20 protein-coding genes are annotated in these 17,045 nt (G+C 73.1%); 9 read left to right on the top strand and 11 right to left on the bottom strand.

The window, feature by feature from the left end:
- The first annotated feature begins 21 nt into the window (after nucleotides 1-21).
- Nucleotides 22-501 carry a VOC family protein gene (locus K0V08_RS07580; protein ID WP_012039041.1) on the top strand — a complete coding sequence of 160 codons (480 nt, stop codon included), beginning with the start codon at nucleotides 22-24 and terminating at the stop codon, nucleotides 499-501.
- Between the two features lie 45 nt (nucleotides 502-546).
- On the opposite strand, the gene K0V08_RS07575 is transcribed toward K0V08_RS07580, so the two are convergent.
- The 5 genes from K0V08_RS07575 to K0V08_RS07555 all read right to left on the bottom strand — a co-directional run bounded on the left by K0V08_RS07575 (nucleotide 547) and on the right by K0V08_RS07555 (nucleotide 4,776).
- Nucleotides 547-1,599 (bottom strand): FecCD family ABC transporter permease, encoded by a 1,053-nt coding sequence (locus K0V08_RS07575; RefSeq protein ID WP_012039040.1) that lies wholly within the window; start codon nucleotides 1,597-1,599, stop codon nucleotides 547-549.
- Nucleotides 1,596-2,609, bottom strand: a complete 1,014-nt coding sequence (locus K0V08_RS07570) for an iron chelate uptake ABC transporter family permease subunit (RefSeq protein ID WP_079534733.1) — start codon at nucleotides 2,607-2,609, stop codon at nucleotides 1,596-1,598. Before K0V08_RS07570 ends, K0V08_RS07575 begins: the two co-directional genes overlap by 4 nt.
- The gene (locus tag K0V08_RS07565) at nucleotides 2,606-3,580 is read right to left on the bottom strand and encodes an ABC transporter substrate-binding protein (protein WP_079534731.1); all 975 of its coding nucleotides are present in this window, start codon (nucleotides 3,578-3,580) and stop codon (nucleotides 2,606-2,608) included. The genes K0V08_RS07570 and K0V08_RS07565 overlap by 4 nt, the downstream gene beginning before the upstream one ends.
- A 69-nt stretch (nucleotides 3,581-3,649) precedes the next feature.
- Complete coding sequence (locus K0V08_RS07560) at nucleotides 3,650-4,537, bottom strand: siderophore-interacting protein (protein WP_079534729.1); 888 nt, start codon at nucleotides 4,535-4,537, stop codon at nucleotides 3,650-3,652.
- A gap of 23 nt (nucleotides 4,538-4,560) precedes the next feature.
- The gene (locus tag K0V08_RS07555; RefSeq protein ID WP_227266563.1) at nucleotides 4,561-4,776 is read right to left on the bottom strand and encodes a hypothetical protein; all 216 of its coding nucleotides are present in this window, start codon (nucleotides 4,774-4,776) and stop codon (nucleotides 4,561-4,563) included.
- A gap of 80 nt (nucleotides 4,777-4,856) precedes the next feature.
- Here K0V08_RS07555 and K0V08_RS07550 point away from each other — a divergent pair, with 80 nt between their 5' ends.
- Nucleotides 4,857-5,438: a hypothetical protein gene (locus K0V08_RS07550; RefSeq protein ID WP_128516994.1), complete on the top strand. Its 582-nt coding sequence runs from the start codon at nucleotides 4,857-4,859 to the stop codon at nucleotides 5,436-5,438.
- Nucleotides 5,435-6,940: a hypothetical protein gene (locus tag K0V08_RS07545; protein WP_128516995.1), complete on the top strand. Its 1,506-nt coding sequence runs from the start codon at nucleotides 5,435-5,437 to the stop codon at nucleotides 6,938-6,940. Before K0V08_RS07550 ends, K0V08_RS07545 begins: the two co-directional genes overlap by 4 nt.
- A gap of 115 nt (nucleotides 6,941-7,055) precedes the next feature.
- Here K0V08_RS07545 and K0V08_RS07540 read toward each other — a convergent pair whose 3' ends face one another.
- A complete protein-coding gene (locus tag K0V08_RS07540; protein ID WP_079534727.1) occupies nucleotides 7,056-7,322 on the bottom strand; it encodes a MoaD/ThiS family protein in 267 nt (88 codons plus the stop codon).
- A 1-nt stretch (nucleotide 7,323) separates the two neighbouring features.
- Nucleotides 7,324-8,409: a GTP 3',8-cyclase MoaA gene (moaA, locus tag K0V08_RS07535; protein ID WP_375232100.1), complete on the bottom strand. Its 1,086-nt coding sequence runs from the start codon at nucleotides 8,407-8,409 to the stop codon at nucleotides 7,324-7,326.
- A 93-nt stretch (nucleotides 8,410-8,502) separates the two neighbouring features.
- On the opposite strand from moaA, the gene K0V08_RS07530 reads away from it, so the two are divergent.
- Genes K0V08_RS07530 through K0V08_RS07515 form a run of 4 tightly spaced genes read left to right on the top strand, consistent with a single transcriptional unit; the run spans nucleotide 8,503 to nucleotide 11,729 of the window.
- Nucleotides 8,503-9,015: a TOBE domain-containing protein gene (locus K0V08_RS07530; protein WP_079534726.1), complete on the top strand. Its 513-nt coding sequence runs from the start codon at nucleotides 8,503-8,505 to the stop codon at nucleotides 9,013-9,015.
- Entirely contained in the window at nucleotides 9,012-9,821 is an 810-nt protein-coding gene (gene modA / locus K0V08_RS07525) for a molybdate ABC transporter substrate-binding protein (RefSeq protein WP_079534724.1), read from the top strand. The genes K0V08_RS07530 and modA overlap by 4 nt, the downstream gene beginning before the upstream one ends.
- Complete coding sequence (locus K0V08_RS07520) at nucleotides 9,811-10,674, top strand: ABC transporter permease (RefSeq protein WP_079534722.1); 864 nt, start codon at nucleotides 9,811-9,813, stop codon at nucleotides 10,672-10,674. The genes modA and K0V08_RS07520 overlap by 11 nt, the downstream gene beginning before the upstream one ends.
- Complete coding sequence (locus K0V08_RS07515) at nucleotides 10,671-11,729, top strand: ABC transporter ATP-binding protein (protein ID WP_079534965.1); 1,059 nt, start codon at nucleotides 10,671-10,673, stop codon at nucleotides 11,727-11,729. The genes K0V08_RS07520 and K0V08_RS07515 overlap by 4 nt, the downstream gene beginning before the upstream one ends.
- On the opposite strand, the gene K0V08_RS07510 is transcribed toward K0V08_RS07515, so the two are convergent.
- Nucleotides 11,730-13,178, bottom strand: a complete 1,449-nt coding sequence (locus K0V08_RS07510; RefSeq protein ID WP_079534720.1) for a glycosyltransferase family 87 protein — start codon at nucleotides 13,176-13,178, stop codon at nucleotides 11,730-11,732. It abuts the gene before it with no gap.
- A 78-nt stretch (nucleotides 13,179-13,256) separates the two neighbouring features.
- On the opposite strand from K0V08_RS07510, the gene K0V08_RS07505 reads away from it, so the two are divergent.
- Nucleotides 13,257-14,498 (top strand): molybdopterin-dependent oxidoreductase, encoded by a 1,242-nt coding sequence (locus tag K0V08_RS07505; protein WP_079534719.1) that lies wholly within the window; start codon nucleotides 13,257-13,259, stop codon nucleotides 14,496-14,498.
- Entirely contained in the window at nucleotides 14,498-14,977 is a 480-nt protein-coding gene (locus K0V08_RS07500) for a hypothetical protein (protein ID WP_012039028.1), read from the top strand. Before K0V08_RS07505 ends, K0V08_RS07500 begins: the two co-directional genes overlap by 1 nt.
- Here K0V08_RS07500 and K0V08_RS07495 read toward each other — a convergent pair.
- From K0V08_RS07495 to K0V08_RS07485, 3 genes are read right to left on the bottom strand one after another with little or no spacing between them, the layout of a single operon-like run.
- Nucleotides 14,926-15,627 (bottom strand): class I SAM-dependent methyltransferase, encoded by a 702-nt coding sequence (locus K0V08_RS07495; RefSeq protein WP_079534717.1) that lies wholly within the window; start codon nucleotides 15,625-15,627, stop codon nucleotides 14,926-14,928. The genes K0V08_RS07500 and K0V08_RS07495 overlap by 52 nt on opposite strands.
- Entirely contained in the window at nucleotides 15,624-16,307 is a 684-nt protein-coding gene (locus tag K0V08_RS07490) for a TIGR04282 family arsenosugar biosynthesis glycosyltransferase (RefSeq protein ID WP_079534715.1), read from the bottom strand. Before K0V08_RS07490 ends, K0V08_RS07495 begins: the two co-directional genes overlap by 4 nt.
- Entirely contained in the window at nucleotides 16,304-17,011 is a 708-nt protein-coding gene (locus tag K0V08_RS07485; RefSeq protein WP_012039025.1) for a glycosyltransferase family 2 protein, read from the bottom strand. The genes K0V08_RS07490 and K0V08_RS07485 overlap by 4 nt, the downstream gene beginning before the upstream one ends.
- Nucleotides 17,012-17,045: the final 34 nt, after the last annotated feature.

Genomic DNA, 17,045 nt, shown 5'->3' with positions numbered 1-17,045 from the left:
CGTCGGACACGAGGAGCCGCCATGCCGCGCATCACCCCCACCCTCTGGTTCGGCGAGGAGATCGAGGAGGCGGCCCGGTTCTACATCGACCTGTTCCCCGGCTCGCGGATCCTCGACACCTCGCGGTACCCCGACGACTTCCCCGACCCGGCCCTCCGCGGCACCGCCCTCGTCGTCGACCTCGAGCTCGACGGCCAGGGGATCCGCCTGCTCAACGGCGGCCCCGGAATGCAGGCGACCGAGGCGGTCTCCCTGTCGATCTCCGCCGCGACCCAGGAGGAGGTCGACCGCTACTGGGACGCCTTCGCCGACGGCGGGACCGAGGGCAGGTGCGGCTGGGTGCGCGACCGCTGGGGCTTCTGGTGGCAGGTCGTCCCGGAGGCGATGGCGTCCACGATCGGCGGACCCGACCCCGCGGGCGCCGCGCGCGCCATGGCCGCGATGATGGGCATGGGCCGGCTCGTCGTGGCGGAGCTGCAGGCGGCGTACGACGGGCGGTGACGCGGATCCGCACCACGTCGGGGCGCGGGGCGGCGGCGCGCGTCGTCAGCGGCGGCGGCGGATCTCCGCGACCAGCAGCCCCACGAGGTAGCAGCCGCCGATCACCACCGTGACGACCCCGACCGGCACCGTCATCGGGAGCGCGTGCTGGGCCACGAGGTCGGCCCCGAGGAGGAGCGCCGCGCCGACGAGGGCCGCGACCGCCGCGGGGATGTGCGGCGTCCGCGTCAGGCGGCGCGCGATCTGCGGCGCGGCCAGCGCGATGAACGCCACCGGCCCCGCGACGGTGGTCGCGACGCACACCAGGGCGACGCCGACGCCGAGCGCGGCCAGCCGCATCCGGGCGACGCGCACGCCCGTCGCGGCGGCGAGGTCGTCGCCGAGCTCCAGCTGCCGGAGCGCGGGCGAGATGACGGGCACCGCGCACAGCAGCACGGCCGTCGACGCGGCGGCTGTGCCCACGCCCGTCGCGTCGACGCCCGCGAGCGTCCCCGCGCCCCACGCCGACGCGGTCATGGCCACGTCGAGCTCGACCCGCAGCAGCAGCCACGTGCCGAGCGACGCCGCCATGGAGGAGATGGCGATCCCGACGACGATGAAGCGGAAGCCACCCGCCCCGGTGCCCGACGCCAGCAGCGCGATGAGGAGCGCCGCCGCGAGCCCACCGGCGAGCGCGCCGACCGTGCGGGACTCCCACGAGGATCCGACGAGGACCACCGCGCCGAGCATGCCGACGAAGGCGCCGTTGGAGAGCCCGAGGATGTCGGGGCTCGCCAGGGGGTTCCGCGTGACCCCCTGGAAGAGCGCGCCCGCGACGCCGAGCGCGAGCCCGACGACCACGGCCGCGGCGATGCGCGGCATGCGCCACTCGAGCACGACGGTGCGGGGGAGGCCCGTGGTCGATCCGGTGAGGGAGCCGACCAGGTCCGGGAGCGCCACCGGGAAGTCGCCGGTCATGGCGGCGACCGCGCCGAGGGCGGCGATCGCGACGAGCAGGGCGACGGCGACCGCGAGGATCCGGACGCGCGCCGGCGTCCGGGCCCGACGCGTGGTCGTCGCGCGGCGTCCGGCGACCGCGGGGACGGATCCTGCGCTCACAGCCCCGACACCCGTCGGCTCCGGCGCACCAGCGCGATCAGCACGGGCGCGCCCACGAACGCCGTGACGATCCCCACGGGCATCTCGCCGGGCGGCGCGACGACCCGGCCGACCACGTCCGCGAGCAGCACCAGCACGGGTGCCGCTGCCATGGATCCCACGACGACGCGGCGGTGGCCGACCCCGACGGCCCAGCGGACGACGTGCGGGATCATCAGCCCCACGAACGAGACCGGTCCGGCCAGCGCGGTCGCGGTGCCCGCGAGCAGGGTGATCGCCGCGATCGTGACCAGGCGCGTGCGCGCCAGCGAGACGCCCTGGCTCCGGGCCGTGTCGTCGCCCAGGGCGACCGCGTCGAGCGCCGGCGCGACGGCGACCGCGAGCAGCGCGCCCACCGCGAGGAGCGGCAGCACGGGCGCGAGCAGGGCCAGGTCGCGGCCGAGGAGGGTCCCGGCCGACCAGCCGAGCATCCGCTCGAACGCGTCCGGGTGCGTGAGCGTGACGCCCGTGGTGATCCCCGAGAGCACCGCGCCCACGGCGATGCCCGCGAGCGTGAGGCGCACCGGATCCGCGCGCCCGCGCCCCGCCGTCCCGAGCACGACCACGAGCACGGTGAGCACCAGGGCGCCTGCGTAGGCGAACGGCGCCTGGCCGGCGGGATCCGTCACGCCGAGCAGCACGACCGCGCCGGCCACGGCCGCGGCGGCGCCCGCGTTGACGCCGAGGATGCCGGGATCCGCCAGAGGGTTCCGCGTGAGCGCCTGCATGAGCGCGCCCGCGCCGCCCAGGCCGACCCCGACGGCCAGCGCGAGGAGGGTCCGCGGCACGCGCTGGTCGCGCAGCACGAAGCGGGACTCGTCGGTGCCGCCTCCCGCGAGCGTGTCGAGGAGGAGGCCCGGGTGCAGCCCGTTGGCGCCCACCGCGAGCGAGAGCACGACGGACGCGGCGAGGGCGACCGCTATCACGGCGGCCCACGCCGCCGTGCGCGTGCGCGTGCGGGTGCGGGTCACCGCGCGGCGCGCAGGACGTCCTCGATGTCGTCGAGCACCTTCAGCCCGCCGAGGGGTCCGACGCCTGTGATCCAGTACGACTGGTCGACGAGGTGCAGCGCGGGGAACGACGCCGCGTTGTCCGTGATCGCGGCCGGTACGGAGGAGGCGTCGTCCACGTCCGTGGTGGTCACGAACACCTGGTCGGCGCGCGCCTCGAGCACCTTCTCGGGCGAGAGGTCGACCGAGATGGATCCCTCCCAGTCGCGCTCCGGCGTGGTGAACCCGGCGCACTCGAGCGTGCTGCCGGCGAAGGACTCGGGGCCGTAGAGGGTGAGCAGGCCGTCGCGCGGGCGGATCATCTGCGCCGTCGTGCCGGCGACCGCGTACTCCTGGGCGATCGCGTCGCAGCGCGCCTGGTAGTCGCCGAGGAGCGCGGCGGCGTCGTCGGCGCGGCCGAGCGCCTCGCCGACGAGCGCCACGTTGTCGCGCCACGGGTCGGCCTGCGAGGCGAGGAAGACGGTGGGCGCGATGGAGGCGAGTTGGTCGTGGATGGCCGCGTGGCGCGACTCGGTGCCGATGATGAGGTCGGGGGCGAGCGCGGCGATCCTCTCCACGCCCGGCTCGGGGACCGTCCCCACGACCTCGGCCCCCGCGGCGTCGGCGCCCAGGTACGCGGGTACTCCTGCCGTCTCGTTGAGCACGGCGGCGCCCACGGGGATCACGCCGAGCGCGACGCTCGTGTCGAGGGCGACGGGCTCGAGCACGACCACGCGCTTCGGGGCGGCCGGCACCTCGACCTCGCCGCGCGCGTCCGTGACGGTGCGCGTGCCCGCGTCGGCGGATCCGGTGGGCGCGGCGCCCCCGGAGGTCGCGGGCGCGCACGCGGCGAGCCCCAGGACCACCAGCGCGGTGAGCGCCGCGGCGAGGGGCCGTCGGGCGGTTCGGGCGGCGGGGACGCGGTCGGACAGGTCGGCACGGGAGGGGATCACGGTGGCCTTCGTTCGAGGGGAGGCGTCTCGACGGCAGCGCCGGCATCGAGCTAGGTAGGTGAGGCTACCCTAACCGAGCTTCTCCTCCGGGGTCGACCCCCGGCCGGCCGCGCGCCAGTAGCCCTGCGCCAGGATGCGCCCCGGATCCACCCCGTGCGCCGCGACCGCGGCCCGCAGCGCCGGGATGGCCGTGCTCTCCGCGGCGATCCACGCGGCGAACCGCGGCCCCTCGGCGACGGCCGCCGCCGCGTGCTCCGTCGCCCAGCCAGCCAGCGCGTCGGCCAGGGCCGCGCCGGGGCTCCCGGGGATCCGCCGCACGTCACGGACCTCGACGCCGGCCGGGCGCGCGTCGATCGGCGGGCAGGCGTCGGCCGCGTCCGCCTCGACCAGCACCACGCCCTGCACGTCGGCGTCGAGGGTGAGCATGATCCCGGCGATCGCGGGCACGGCGGCCTCGTCGCCCACGAGCAGCACGCGCGTCGGCGGCACGGCGGGCCGCCACTGGATCCCGTGTCGCCGGTCGTCCGCGCGCACGTCGGGCCCCGAGACGAGCAGCCGGTCGCCCGGTCGTGCCGCGAGGGCCCACGCGCTCGCGGGTCCCGCGGGCTCGTGCACGAGGAGGTCGACGTCGACCTCGCCCGCCTCCGGCCGCACCGCGCGCGGCGTGTAGGTGCGCAGCGGATGGCGCTCGGCGGGCGGCATCCCCGCCACCCGGTGCCGCCAGTCGTCGGGTGCCAGGCCGTCGACGTCCCCGGCGAGCGGCCCCGCCCAGCCGTCGCCCGCGCCGTCCGGTCGGGGGAGCACGAGCTTGATCCGCTGGTCGAGCCCCCACGGCGCGAACAGGTGCAGCGTCGGCCCGACGAGCGTCACGCGCACGAACGCCGGGGAGACGCGCTCGGTGTGTGCCACGCGCGTCTCGAACAGCCGGTACGGCGGGTGCGGGGTGGCGGTGGGCATCCCGGCGAGCGTATCGGGGCGGATCAGCCGCCCGAGAAGGGCGGCAGCACGTCGACCGCGCTGCCGGCGGTGAGGGGCGCGTCGCGATCCGTGGTCGCGACGCCCTCGACGAGGTAGGTGCAGCGGGCGAGGACGTGAGTTGTGACCGCGTGGCTTCTCCTTAATCGCTTTGCCTTCCCGTTGGACAGCCTCCAGGTCCTCTCGGACTCGACGGCCGCCTTCGTGGGAACCCGGCTCACGCCAAAGATGCACTCGAGGAAAAGCCGGGGTCGTGCTCGCTTTGGGTCCCGATATCGCCTTTTTACCCTACTGTGGAAACATGCCGGATGAGGAGACACAGGAGCAGGGGCGTGATGGAGTGATCTTCACGCGGCGCTGGCTTGAAGCCACGACATTCATCGAGCTCCCCTGGAACGCGTATGAGAATAAGAAGCTATGTGTTCTTCCTCTCCTGAAAAGTGGTCGAAAGAAGTACGATTTGCGTGGACGCTTTCTGCATGAAAGTCGTCATGAAATCTACGTGGAAAATAAAGCCGCCAATGTGGCGAGTAATCAAACAGCTGATTTTCGCGAGTTTCTCGCTAACGCATACAGCACGACCGCGAGGAAATGGGCCGACTTAGACGGCGATCCGGAAATAGAGTACATATTCGTCACGTCATACCCTTTTGGTCGTCTTGCAGACTGGGGCAGACTGCACACTAAGGAAGCCGTCATCAAAGCGGTTGAAGATGAAGAAGTCCTACCGACGGGGACGTCTCTAGACGACAGCCTCGCGGCGCTTGTCTCAGAACGTTGTTGGTTGCTCGTGGTCCACGCTAAGCAGGAAAGAATAACACTCGATCAACCTGAGCTCGAGGTTGCCCTTCGGGCTTTGGAGAGAAAGAAGCACACGCTATGACGTTCCTCGAGGCTTTACGTGTCGCTCGAGACACGGACGATCCAGCATTGTACGCGTCGCGCGTCAAAGATACCGTGCGGGCTGAAATTGAATCCATAGATCCTACGTGTCATGTAGAAAATACCCAGTATTTTAATCACACGGCGGTTCCTGATTTTGTACTTAGTTGGCCTGCCAACAGTCGGCAAGATATTTCTGGGACGCGATCCGTGTTCCTGCGCCCATCCTACCGGGCGTTGAACGCCGAGAAGGATGAGTACTATCTAGCAAAGACAGACGCTGTTGTCGTGTCTATTTTACCTGGTCGTCATATAAAGCCATCGGCCCCGCGGCCTTCATCCTCTTCTCGCTTGCTTATAACGGACTCTAAGGCATTCCAACTAGTAGCAGAATCTGATACACGAGAAATCAATAACCCCTTACAAGGCTTGGTTCGAGCCAATTTTATTCGAGGCGGCAAAGGGCGCCAAAATCCGGCAGACGTCGCGCGACTGCTGAGTATCGGAGTCAGCGACTACGTGGGGGCGTCGTCCGATGGAATCGACTTAATTGCGGCCGCGTTCACCGAGGATGCAGTGGCCAGGATCGCACGCACGGCACGTCTTATGGAGCTAGCGGTGGGTGACATGGACGATGCTTCTCTCGCAAGCGAGGGTGGCACTCTTTCTGCTGCCGAACTGCGTCTCTTGCTCCCGTGGCTATTGCAACAACCCTCAAACGAGGTCAACGCAGCAATTTGGAGCTACATCGGTGGTCTTTTTTCCTTTAGCGACCTGGAAGTCATCCGGGATGACATCGCTGGCTTAAATTTGTCTCCCCTTATTACAGCAAATGCTAGCAGATGGTTTGCGAAGCGCGCTTACATAGGGTTTGTGATTGCGGAATCTGACGATACGGACGCGCCAAATGCGGACGAGGGCACAGGGTCCGAGGTGGAGGATTTTGAGGGCGCGGCCGCCGAGGCGGATGCTGTCAATGGCATTAATCAATTAGGCGCTCCTGCTGTGCTGGCAGGAGGTAGCACATTCCCTTTATGGAGTTTTCGAGCGGGGTCCCTTTCCGCTCTTAGTGTAGAATTAGGTGAACGCCGACTCCATATTTCGCACCTAGGAAATATGTTACGGAAGGGGCGCGCCAATGCTTCCACTGCTACTTGGGAGCAGGTGCAGAGGGCGGCTGAGGGTGTTCGGCTGAGGCGAGTGGACCTCCACGGTATACAGAGTTCAGTCAGCATTAACGCTGAACAGAGCCCTGACATACAAGGGCATGTGATGCGGGTTGCAGAATCTCTTGACGACGATTACCTTGTGGATGCGGTCACTGTTCGATACCTTGCGCCCGAGGGTGAGGAAGGTTTCTCGGACGTAGATATAGATTTCGGCCAGGGTTTAGTCGTGGCCAAGGATACGGCTTCTCTTGCGGACCTCACTTCGGCCGCGCTAGGCATTGCGGAGTATCGAAATCCAGCGTCGCCTACCGAGGTGCAGTCCCTGCTTGAGTAAGAGTCAGGGCGCTACTTTCATTGGCGCGAGGTTCGACGCTGCACCTGTGGACCACTCGTAGGAATAGATCACAGGCCGCTCGGCCCATCAAGACTGGGTGAGCTGTGACTAGCTTTCAGCCGCCCGAGAACGGCGGCAGCACGTCCACCGCGGCGCCCGCGGTGAGGGGCGCGTCGCGGTCGGTGGTCGCGACGCCCTCGACGAGGTAGGTGCAGCGGGCGAGGACGGCGGCCGCGTTCGCCGGATCCGAAGTCGTGGCGGCACGGGCGCCGAGCGCGTCCATCAGGTCGCCGAGCACAGCTGCGGACGGCAGCTCGAGCTCGTCCGTCGTGCGGCCGAGCGCCGCGGCGGCGGCGGCGAAGAGCTCCACGGGCACGATCACGTCAGCCCCCGATCGCGCTCATCGAGCGGGCGGGCTGGATGAAGTCGGCGTCGTCCATGCCGTGGCCCTTCGGCTTGGCCCACATGGCGCCGCGCCAGAGGTCGGCGATCTCCTGGTCGGATGCGCCCGAGCGGAGGGGTGCGAGCAGGTCGGTCTCCTCGTGGGAGAAGAGGCAGCTGCGCACGCCGCCGGTCGCGGTGAGGCGCGTGCGGCGGCAGTCGGCGCAGAACGGCTCGGTGACGCTCGCGATGACACCCACCCGGCCGAGCATCGCCGTGCCCGCCCCGCCCTCGCGGGAGTGCACGCGCCAGAGCTCGGCGGGGGATCCGTCGCGCGGCTCCTCGTCGGGCACGAGCGTGAAGCGCTCCGACAGGCGCGCGCGGATCTCGGCCGCCGTGATCATCTCGTCGCGGTCCCATGCGTGGTCGGCGTCGAGCGGCATCTGCTCGATGAAGCGCAGCTGGTGCCCGCCCGCGACCGCCCACTCGAGGAGATCCGCCGCCTGGTCGTCGTTGACGCCGCGCACGAGCACCGCGTTGATCTTGATGGGCGCGAGCCCCGCGGCCGCCGCGGCGTCGATGCCGTCGAGCACGCGGTCGAGGAACGGGCGGCGCGTGATGAGCCGGAACGTCTCGGCGTGCACGGAGTCGAGCGAGACGTTGATCCGGTCGAGCCCCGCGTCCTTGAGCGCCTGCGCGCGGGACGAGAGGCCGATCGCGTTGGTGGTGAGCGAGATCTCGGGGCGGTCGGGCAGAGCGGCGCACGCGGCGATGATCTCGATGAGGTCGCGGCGCAGCAGCGGCTCGCCGCCCGTGAAGCGCACCTGGCGGACGCCGAGGTCGCGCGTGCCGATGCGCACGAGCCGCTCGATCTCGGCGAGCTGCAGCGCCTGCCGGTCGGGCGTGAACGGGAGGCCCTCGGCCGGCATGCAGTAGGTGCAGCGCAGGTTGCAGCGGTCGGTGAGCGAGATGCGGAGGTCGGTCGCGCGGCGGCCGAAGGGATCGAGGAGCGCCGGATCGTCGGGCCGGGCGGGGCCCGGAGCGGCGGCGGGACGCGGCATCGCCGGCATCCCCAGCGAGGTGCTCATCACCCCAGGCTACGCGCGCGCCGGAGCGGGGCCGACGCGGAGCGGATGAGGGCTTCGGGCACGCGCCGCGCCTGCGGTGCCTAGGATCGTCGCATGACGCAGAAGAGGGACAGCACGCCCGCCCGCGCCGCGGATGCCGATCCGCCCGTCGCCGCGGCGGACGCCCCGGGACCCTTCCGCTACCGCGTGAGCGAGGCCGCCGCGCTCATCGGCGTGAGCGACGACACCCTCCGCCGCTGGGCCGATGCCGGCCGGCTCGACCTCGTGCGCGGCGAGGGGCGGCTGATCCAGGTCGACGGCGTGCAGCTCGCCCACCTCGCGACGGAGCTCGCCGCGGACGGGGCGCTCGCCGCATCCGGCGCTCACCGCCCGCCGACCTCGGCGCGGAACCGCATGCCCGGCATCGTCACGCGCGTGGTGCGCGACGGGGTCATGGCGCAGGTCGAGATCCAGGCGGGGCCGTTCCGGGTGGTGTCGCTCATCAGCCGCGAGGCCGCCGACGAGCTCGGGCTCGAGGTGGGCGCGCCCGCCGCCGCGACAGTGAAGGCCACGAACGTGGGCGTCGAGCTGCTCGCCCCCGAGACGCTGACGGGCGGGCGGGCGTGACGCGCCGGCTTCGCCGGGCGACCGTCGCGCGCGCGGCCATCGTCGGCGCCCTCGCGGCCGGGCTCCTCGCCGGGTGCTCGGCGGCCGGATCCGCGCCCGCCGGCGTCCCCGATCCCGCCCCCGACTCCCTCGCCGGCACCCTCGTCGTGCAGGCCGCCGCGTCGCTCACCGGCAGCATGGACGAGGTCGCCCGCGGCTTCGAGAGCGCGCACCCGGGCGTGACCGTCACGGTGTCGTACGGCGGCAGCTCGACGCTCGCGCAGCAGATCGTGCAGGGCGCGCCCGCGGACGTGTTCGCCTCCGCCTCGGACGCGACGATGAAGACGGTCGTCGACGCGGGGGAGACGGCCGCCGACCCGCGCGTGTTCGCCCGCAACGCGCTCGAGATCGCCGTGCCGCCCGGGAATCCCGGCCGCGTCGCGGGCCTCGCGGACTTCGCCGACCCCGCCCGCACGCTCGCCCTCTGCGCGCCCGAGGTGCCGTGCGGGGCCGCGGCGGCGCAGGCCTTCGCCGCGGCGGGCATCACGCCGCAGCCGGACTCGCTCGAGCAGGACGTGCGCGCCGCCCTCACCCGCGTCGAGCTCGGCGAGGTGGACGCGGCCGTCGTCTACGAGACGGACGTGCGCGCCGCGGGCGACGAGGTCGAGGGCGTGCCGCTGCCGGACGAGGTGAACGCGACGACCGACTGCGTCGTGGCGCCGCTCGCCGGATCCGCGTCGCCCGCTCTCGCCGCCGCGTTCGCCGAGTACGTGGCCGGCGACGACGCCCGCGCCGTGTTCCAGGCGGCGGGATTCCGTGCGCCCTGAGCGCGCGGGCACCGGCACCGGCACCGGCACCCGCGCGCGCGTCCGCTCGGGCGAGCGCGCCGACCGCGTCCCGACGCTCCTCTGGATCCCCGCCGGGGTCGCCCTCGCGTTCCTCGTGCTGCCGCTCGCGGCGCTCGTGGTGCGCGCGCCGTGGGCGACGCTGGGGGAGCGGCTGTCGGATCCGGGTATCGCGCGTGCCCTCGGCCTGTCGCTCGGCAGCGCGCTCGGCGCGACCGCCCTCAGCCTCCTGCTCGGGGTGCCGCTCGCGTTCGTGCTCTCCCGCTCGGCGGGCCGGCCGCCCGTGGTGCAACGGATCCTCCGCGCGCTCGTGACCGTGCCGCTCGTGCTGCCGCCCGTGATCGGCGGCGTGGCGCTCCTGCTGCTGCTCGGGCGCCGCGGGCTCGTCGGCGGGCCGCTCGAGGCGCTGACCGGGATCACCATCCCCTTCACGACGCCCGCCGTGGTGATCGCCGAGACGTTCGTGGCGATGCCGTTCCTCGTGCTCGCGGTGGAGGGGGCGCTGCGCGGAGCCGACCGCCGCTTCGAGGACGCCGCCGCGACCCTCGGCGCGAGCCGCTGGACCGTGCTCCGGCGCGTGACGCTGCCGCTCGTGGCACCCGGGATCGGCGCGGGCGCGGTGCTGTGCTTCGCGCGCGCGCTCGGCGAGTTCGGCGCGACGCTGACGTTCGCGGGCAGCTTCCCGGGCGTGACGCAGACGGTGCCGCTGTCGGCCTACCTCGCGCTGCAGACGGATCCGGACGCCGCCGTCGTGCTGAGCCTCGTGCTGCTCGCGGTGTCGGTGGTCGTGCTCGTGAGCCTGCGCGACCGGTGGGCGTCGGGGGTGCACGCGTGAGCGCGTCGGCGGGGCTCGGGACGGCGGCCGGCGGGCTGGACGCGCGCGTCGTCGTGGAGCGCGCCGCGTTCCGGCTCGACGTGGCGCTCGCGGTGCCGGCCGGATCCACGACCGCGGTCGTCGGGCCGAACGGCGCGGGCAAGTCCACGCTGCTCCGGGCGCTCGCGGGGCTCGCGCCGCTCACGGCGGGACGCGTCGCGCTCGACGGCCGGGTGCTCGAGGACCCGGGCGGGAGCGCCGCGCGGATCCCCGCCGAGGGCCGCGGCATCGGCGTCGTCTTCCAGGACCACCTGCTCTTCCCGCACCTGTCCGCGCTCCAGAACGTCGCGTTCGGGCCGCGCGCGCACGGCGTCGCGCCCGCGGTCGCCGACGGCAGGGCGCGCGCGCTCCTCGACCGGCTCGGGATCGCGCACCTCGCCGACCGCCGCCCCGCCGCGCTGTCGGGCGGCCAGTCGCAGCGCGTCGCGCTCGCCCGTGCCCTCGTGCTCGAGCCGTCGCTCCTGCTCCTCGACGAGCCCATGGCGGCGCTCGATGCGGGCACGCGGCTCGACGTCCGCGACCTCCTCGCCGACGAGCTGCTGCGGTTCGGCGGCGCGGCGGTCCTCGTCACCCACGATCCGGTGGACGCGCTCGCGCTGGCCGACCGGATCCAGGTGCTCGAGGACGGGCGCCAGGTGCAGGAGGGCGCTCCCGCCGAGGTCGCCGCGCGGCCCGCGACGGCCTACGTGGCCCGGCTCGTCGGCATGAACCGGCTGACGGGGAGCGATGCCGACGGGCGACCCGTCGTGGTCCTCGCGGCGCCGGCCGACGTGCGGCTGTCCCGGGACCGCGGCGGCGATCCCGCGTCCGCGCCTGCGGCCGGCCACGTCGCGACGGGAGAGGTCCGCCGCGTCGAGGGCGTCGTCGGCCGGATCCTCGTCACGCTCCGCCTCGCATCCGACGGCCCGTCGGCGCTCGCGGGCGACGTCACCGCCGAGCTCGACGCCGCGTCCTTCGCCGCCCTCCGCCCGGTCGCGGGCGAGCGCCTGACCGTGCGGATCCCGCGCGGGGCCTGATCAGTCGGCGTCGGGCCCACCAGCGGAGACGCGCCCCCGGCCGAGCCGCCGCCGCAGCCGGGCCGGCACGAGCCGCGCGCGCCCGTCCGACCCGAGCCGCACGAGCGAGCCGGCCACCACGATCACGAGGGCCGCCGCGAGCGCGATCTGCCAGGCCCACAGGTCCGGCGCGAACAGCCGCAGCGCGAGAGCGCCCACCACCGCGAACCACTCGCCGCGGCCGGTCATCGCGATGAACGGGATCAGCAGCAGCGCGTACCACGGGTAGCGCGGGCTCACGGCGAGGAGCGTGACGCCGATCATCACGACCTGGCCGAGCCACGGGTCCGCCGGATCCGTCTTCCACCAGACGAGGCCGGCGGTCACCGCGAGGATCAGCGCGACCGCGATCAGCCCGTACTGCCCGGGCACGACGAGCTCCACGAGGGGGAACCGCCCGCCGTCGTCGTAGCCCTCCTCCTGCAGGTAGCCGGGCAGGTAGCCGAGCACCGCGATCCCGGTGCTGAGCACGTACGGCACGTAGAGCAGGGCGAACGTGACGACGGCCGCGGAGATCACCTTCCACGGCTGCTTGCGGAGCAGCGCCGGCGCCGCGATCACCGGGATGAGCTTGGTCGCGATGGCCGCGCCGAGCGCGATGCCGCCGCGCCACCGCATCCCCCCGGCGACGAGGAGCGACGCCGCGAGCGCGAGCAGGGCCCCGAGCGCATCGACGTGCGAGTTCGTGACCACCTCGCTCGCCACCAGCGGGCACCACGCCCAGAGCGCCGCCCACCACACGGGCTTGCCTCGCTTCCGCAGCGCGCGGACGAGCAGGAGCGTCACGGCCGTCATCATCAGGAGCCCGGCGGCCTGGAACGCCCAGTACTCGGCCGTCACCGGGACGACCGCGCGCACGCCGGCGAAGAACAGCTCGGCCATGGGCGGGTAGATGGTGGGCACCTTGGGGCGGTTGAGCGCCGTGCACATCGGCTCGTGCGTCTCCTCCTCGCGCACGCCCATGATCCGCGTGCCCTCGCAGGTGGCGGCGCCGTCCGACCCGACGACGGTCTTCGGATAGAGCCAGTCGGGCCGCAGATCGCGCAGCTCCGGGTCGGCCGGCGTGTACCGGTAGGGCGACTCGCCCGCGTTCTGCACGATGCCGTCCCACGCGTATCGCGCGGAGTCGGTGCTGGTGTTCGGCGGTCCGGCCATCGCGACCGCGCCGAGGCCCACCGATCCGAGGATGATGAGCGCAGCGGCGGATCGGGCCGGCAGCTTCCGCACCAGGAGGACCGCCGCTCCGAAGACCACCCAGATGACGACCACGAGCCAGAACAGCGGCGCGGCACCCTCGCGACGGAAGAACGCCTCGTCGTCGGCATCGCCGAACAGATCGAACGCGACCACCGACCACCCGGTGAGCGCGGCCATGACGGCGAGGACGAGGGCGGTGAGGGCGGTGCGCACACTCCATCATGGCGGCGCGCGCCCGGGCGATCGCCGACCGGCCCCGACCCGCCGCTCCCCGGACGGAGGACGACCCCCATGCGGACGCTGATGCACGAGGCCAGGCGTCGCCTGGCGTCGCCCGCGCGCACGACCCGGCTGGCGGTCGTGATCGGCCGCCTCCTCGGCATCGCGTTCCTCGTGTGCTTCGCGACGGGCCTCTACAGCCACTTCCTCCAGGACCCGCTGCCCTGGATGCGCTTCCCGACCGCGCCCGTGTCGCTCTACCGGCTGACGCAGGGGATCCACATCACGGCCGGCATCGCGTGCGTGCCGCTGCTGCTCGCCAAGCTCTGGATCGTCTTCCCCGAGCTGCTCACGTACCCGCCGGTCACCGGGGTCGTCTCGTTCCTGGAGCGCGCGTCCATCGCCGTGTTCGTCGGGGCGTCCCTGCTCGAGGTGACGATGGGCCTCCTCAACACGTTCCAGTGGGTGCCGTTCCCCTTCTACTTCCGGCAGACGCACTTCGCGCTGGCGTTCGTCGTGATCGGGTCGCTCGCGATCCACATCGGCGTCAAGCTGCCCGCCATCGCCGGGCACTGGCGGCGCGGGCAGGCGGACGAGTCGCCCATCGTCGAGGCGGACGACGCGCCCGCGGACGCCGCCGACGGCACCCCCGCCCGCGCGCCCCGCGGCGTCACCGGCCGCGTGCTCGCCTGGATCGACGACACCCCCGTCACGCCCACCCCGGTCGCCCGCCGCGGATTCCTCGTGGCGGTCGGCGCGTCGGTCGCCGCGGTCGTGGGCCTCACCGCCGGGCAGTCGTTCCGGATCCTTGCGCCGTTCAACGCCTTCGGCCCGCGCGTCATGGGCACCGGCCCGCAGGCGCTGCCCGTCAACCGCACGGCCGAGGCCGCCGGCGTGACGGAGAGCGCCATGGACGCCGGGTGGACGCTCACCGTCTCGAACGGATCCTCCTCCCGCGCCTTCACGATGGACGACCTCCGCGGCATGGGGCTCGTCACCGCGACGCTCCCCATCTCCTGCGTCGAGGGCTGGAGCCAGTCGGCGACCTGGCGCGGCGTCCGCCTCATGGACCTCATGGACCAGGTCGGCGCCGACCCGGGCGCGCGCCTCCGCGTCACGAGCCTCGAGAAGAGCGGCGGCTTCCGGCGCACCGAGATGGGCGCGGAGTACGTGCGCGACCCGCTCACCCTCGTCGCGCTCGAGCTCGACGGCGCGCCCCTCGACATCCAGCACGGCTACCCGGCGCGCATGATCGCGCCCGGGCGTCCCGGCGTGCTGCAGACCAAGTGGCTCTCGACCCTGGAGGTCATGTGATGACCGGCACCCGCATCCCCGCGACGCGCGGCGTGCTCGCCGCCCGCATCGCGCTCGTCGCGGTGGGGGTCGTCGGCCTCGTCGTCGGCGCGCTCGTGCTGCTCGACTCGCAGCGCACCGACCAGGTCGTCGGCGTCGCCGTCTTCCTGCTGCTCGCGATCCTCGTGCACGACGCGATCCTGTCGCCCGTCGTCTTCGTCGCGGGCCTGCTGATCCGGAAGGCCGGGCGACGCCTCCCTGCCGGGTCGCTCGTGATCGTGCAGGCCGGCGTGGTCGTGATGGCGGTGATGACCCTGGTGGTCGTCCCCGAGATCCGCGCCCGGGCGATCGGCAACGACAACCCGACGATCCTCATCGCGGACTACGCGCCGCGCCTCGCGCTCATGTGGGTCGCCACCGCGGTGGCGACGGCCGTCGTCGCGGCGCTCTACGCGCGGACGAGGCGGCAGAAGGACCGGCCCTCGGTCTCCCAGCACTGAACGAGGTCGAGGCCCGCATCGCCCGCCATGCGCGCGACGGCGTCGCGGCCGACCTGCGCCCACGGGAACGGGTCGCTCGCGCGGCCCTGGCCGTCCTCGACCGTGCACTCGAAGGTGCGGTCGCGGGCGGGATCCGGGTGGGTCTCCACCACGAGCGCACCCTGGTCGTCGAGGAGGTCGCCGCAGCGCGCGAGGAGCGCGGCCGCGTCGCCGCCGATGCCGATGTTGCCGTCGAGGAGGAGGAGCGTGCCCCAGCCGCCCTCGCGGGGCAGGCGCTCGAAGACCGAGCGGTGGAGGACGGGGAGGCCGAGGCCCGCGGCCATCTCGACCACGGTGGGGGAGACGTCGATGCCGAGCGCGCCGAGCCCGGCGTCCATGGCCGCGCGGACCATGCGGCCCGGGCCGCAGCCGATGTCGAGGACGGGGCCGGCGGCGTCCGCGAGGAGGCTCGCGTCCACGGCGTCGGCGTCGGCGCTCCAGCGGCCCAGGTCCATGACCTCGGCGCTGTCGTCGTCGGAGGACGCGAGCGACAGGAAGAGGACCTCGCCGGAGTCGCGGAGGGCCCGGGCGTAGGGCTCGCCGCCACCGGATCCGAAGGTGCGGACGCGCGCGGAGGCGCGGTCCTCGGGGTGGTCGACGGCCAGGCTCATGCGGGGTCCCTCTGCGATGTCGCGGGTGCGGTGGTGGCGGCGCGGGTGCTCGCGCCGGTCTCCAGGGTTCGGAGCGCGTGGGCGAAGCGATGGGCGGGCGCCGCCTCGGCGGCCTCCCGCGCGTCGTCCACCGTGTCCACGTCGGTGAGCTCGGGCAGCATCGCCACGTCGAGCCCCGCGTCGATGAGCCGCGACAGCTGCACGGCGCCGGTGTCGTCCCGGGACATGGGCACGCCGCGCACGAGCGCGCCGTCCGGATCCCGGAGGCCGAGCGCCCAGAAGCCGCCGTCGTTCGCGGGGCCGAACCAGGCGTCGGGGCCGCGCGCCCCGTCGGCCCAGGAGTCGAGCACGGGGCGGATCAGATCCGCGGTGAGCTGCGGCGTGTCCATCCCGACGAGGAGGACGGGGCCGTCGAGCGCGTCGAACATGGCGGCGAGCCGCTCGTCGAGGTCGCCGGTCACCTGCGGGATGACGTCGTATCCGGCGGCCTCCGCCGGCGGGTTCGCGCCGTCGAAGAGGAGGACGCGGCGCGCGGGCGCGGCGTCGTCGACGGCGGCGAGCGTGTCGGCGAGGGCGGCGGACGCGAGCTCGGCCGCCTCCTCGAGCGTGAACGGCGGGTGCAGGCGCGTCTTCACGCGGCCGGGGATGCACTCCTTGGCGATGACGACGACGGCGGTCACGCGGTTCCTCCCGGGGTGCGATCGGCGCCCGCCGCCGCCGCTCGCGCCTCGGCCAGCACGCGCGACATGTCGCGCACGGCCGTGACGGTCCCGCGCACGGTGCCGGTCACCTTGGACCGCCCCACGCGCGGCGCGTACGGCATGTCCACCTCCAGGATGCGCCAGTGGGCCGCGGATGCCCGGAGCAGCATCTCCAGCGGATAGCCGCTGCGCCGGTCGAGGATGCCGAGATCGAGCAGCTCGGTGCGCCGCCCGCAGCGCATGGGGCCGAGGTCGTGCAGCGGGACGCCCGTGATCCGCCGCAGCCGTCTGGCCAGCTCGAGGTTCGCGATCCGCGCGTGCAGCGGCCACGCGCCGCGCGCCGACGGGACCCGACGGCCGAGCACGAGGTCGCGCTCGCCGTCGCGGACCGGGTCGACCACGCGGGGGAGGAGCGCGGGATCCATCGACGCGTCGGCGTCGCAGAACGCCACGAGCGGCGCGGTCGCGGCCTCGAGCCCCGCATGCGCGGCAGCGCCGAACCCGCGGCGCGACTCCCGCACCACGAGGGCGCCGTGCGCGCGCGCCACCTCGGCGGAGCGGTCGGTGGATCCGTTGTCGACGACGATCGCGCGGTACCCCTCGGGCAGGCGGGAGAGGACCCAGGGCAGGGCCTCCTCCTCGTCGAGGCAGGGGAGGACCACGTCCACGAGCGCTGGCGTCATCCGTCGAGCCTAGGAGGCCGCGCCTGCGCCCGCC

It is taken from the genome of Clavibacter michiganensis (assembly GCF_021216655.1).
GTDB lineage: Bacteria > Actinomycetota > Actinomycetes > Actinomycetales > Microbacteriaceae > Clavibacter > Clavibacter michiganensis.
This window is presented reverse-complemented; position numbering and strand designations above follow the sequence as displayed.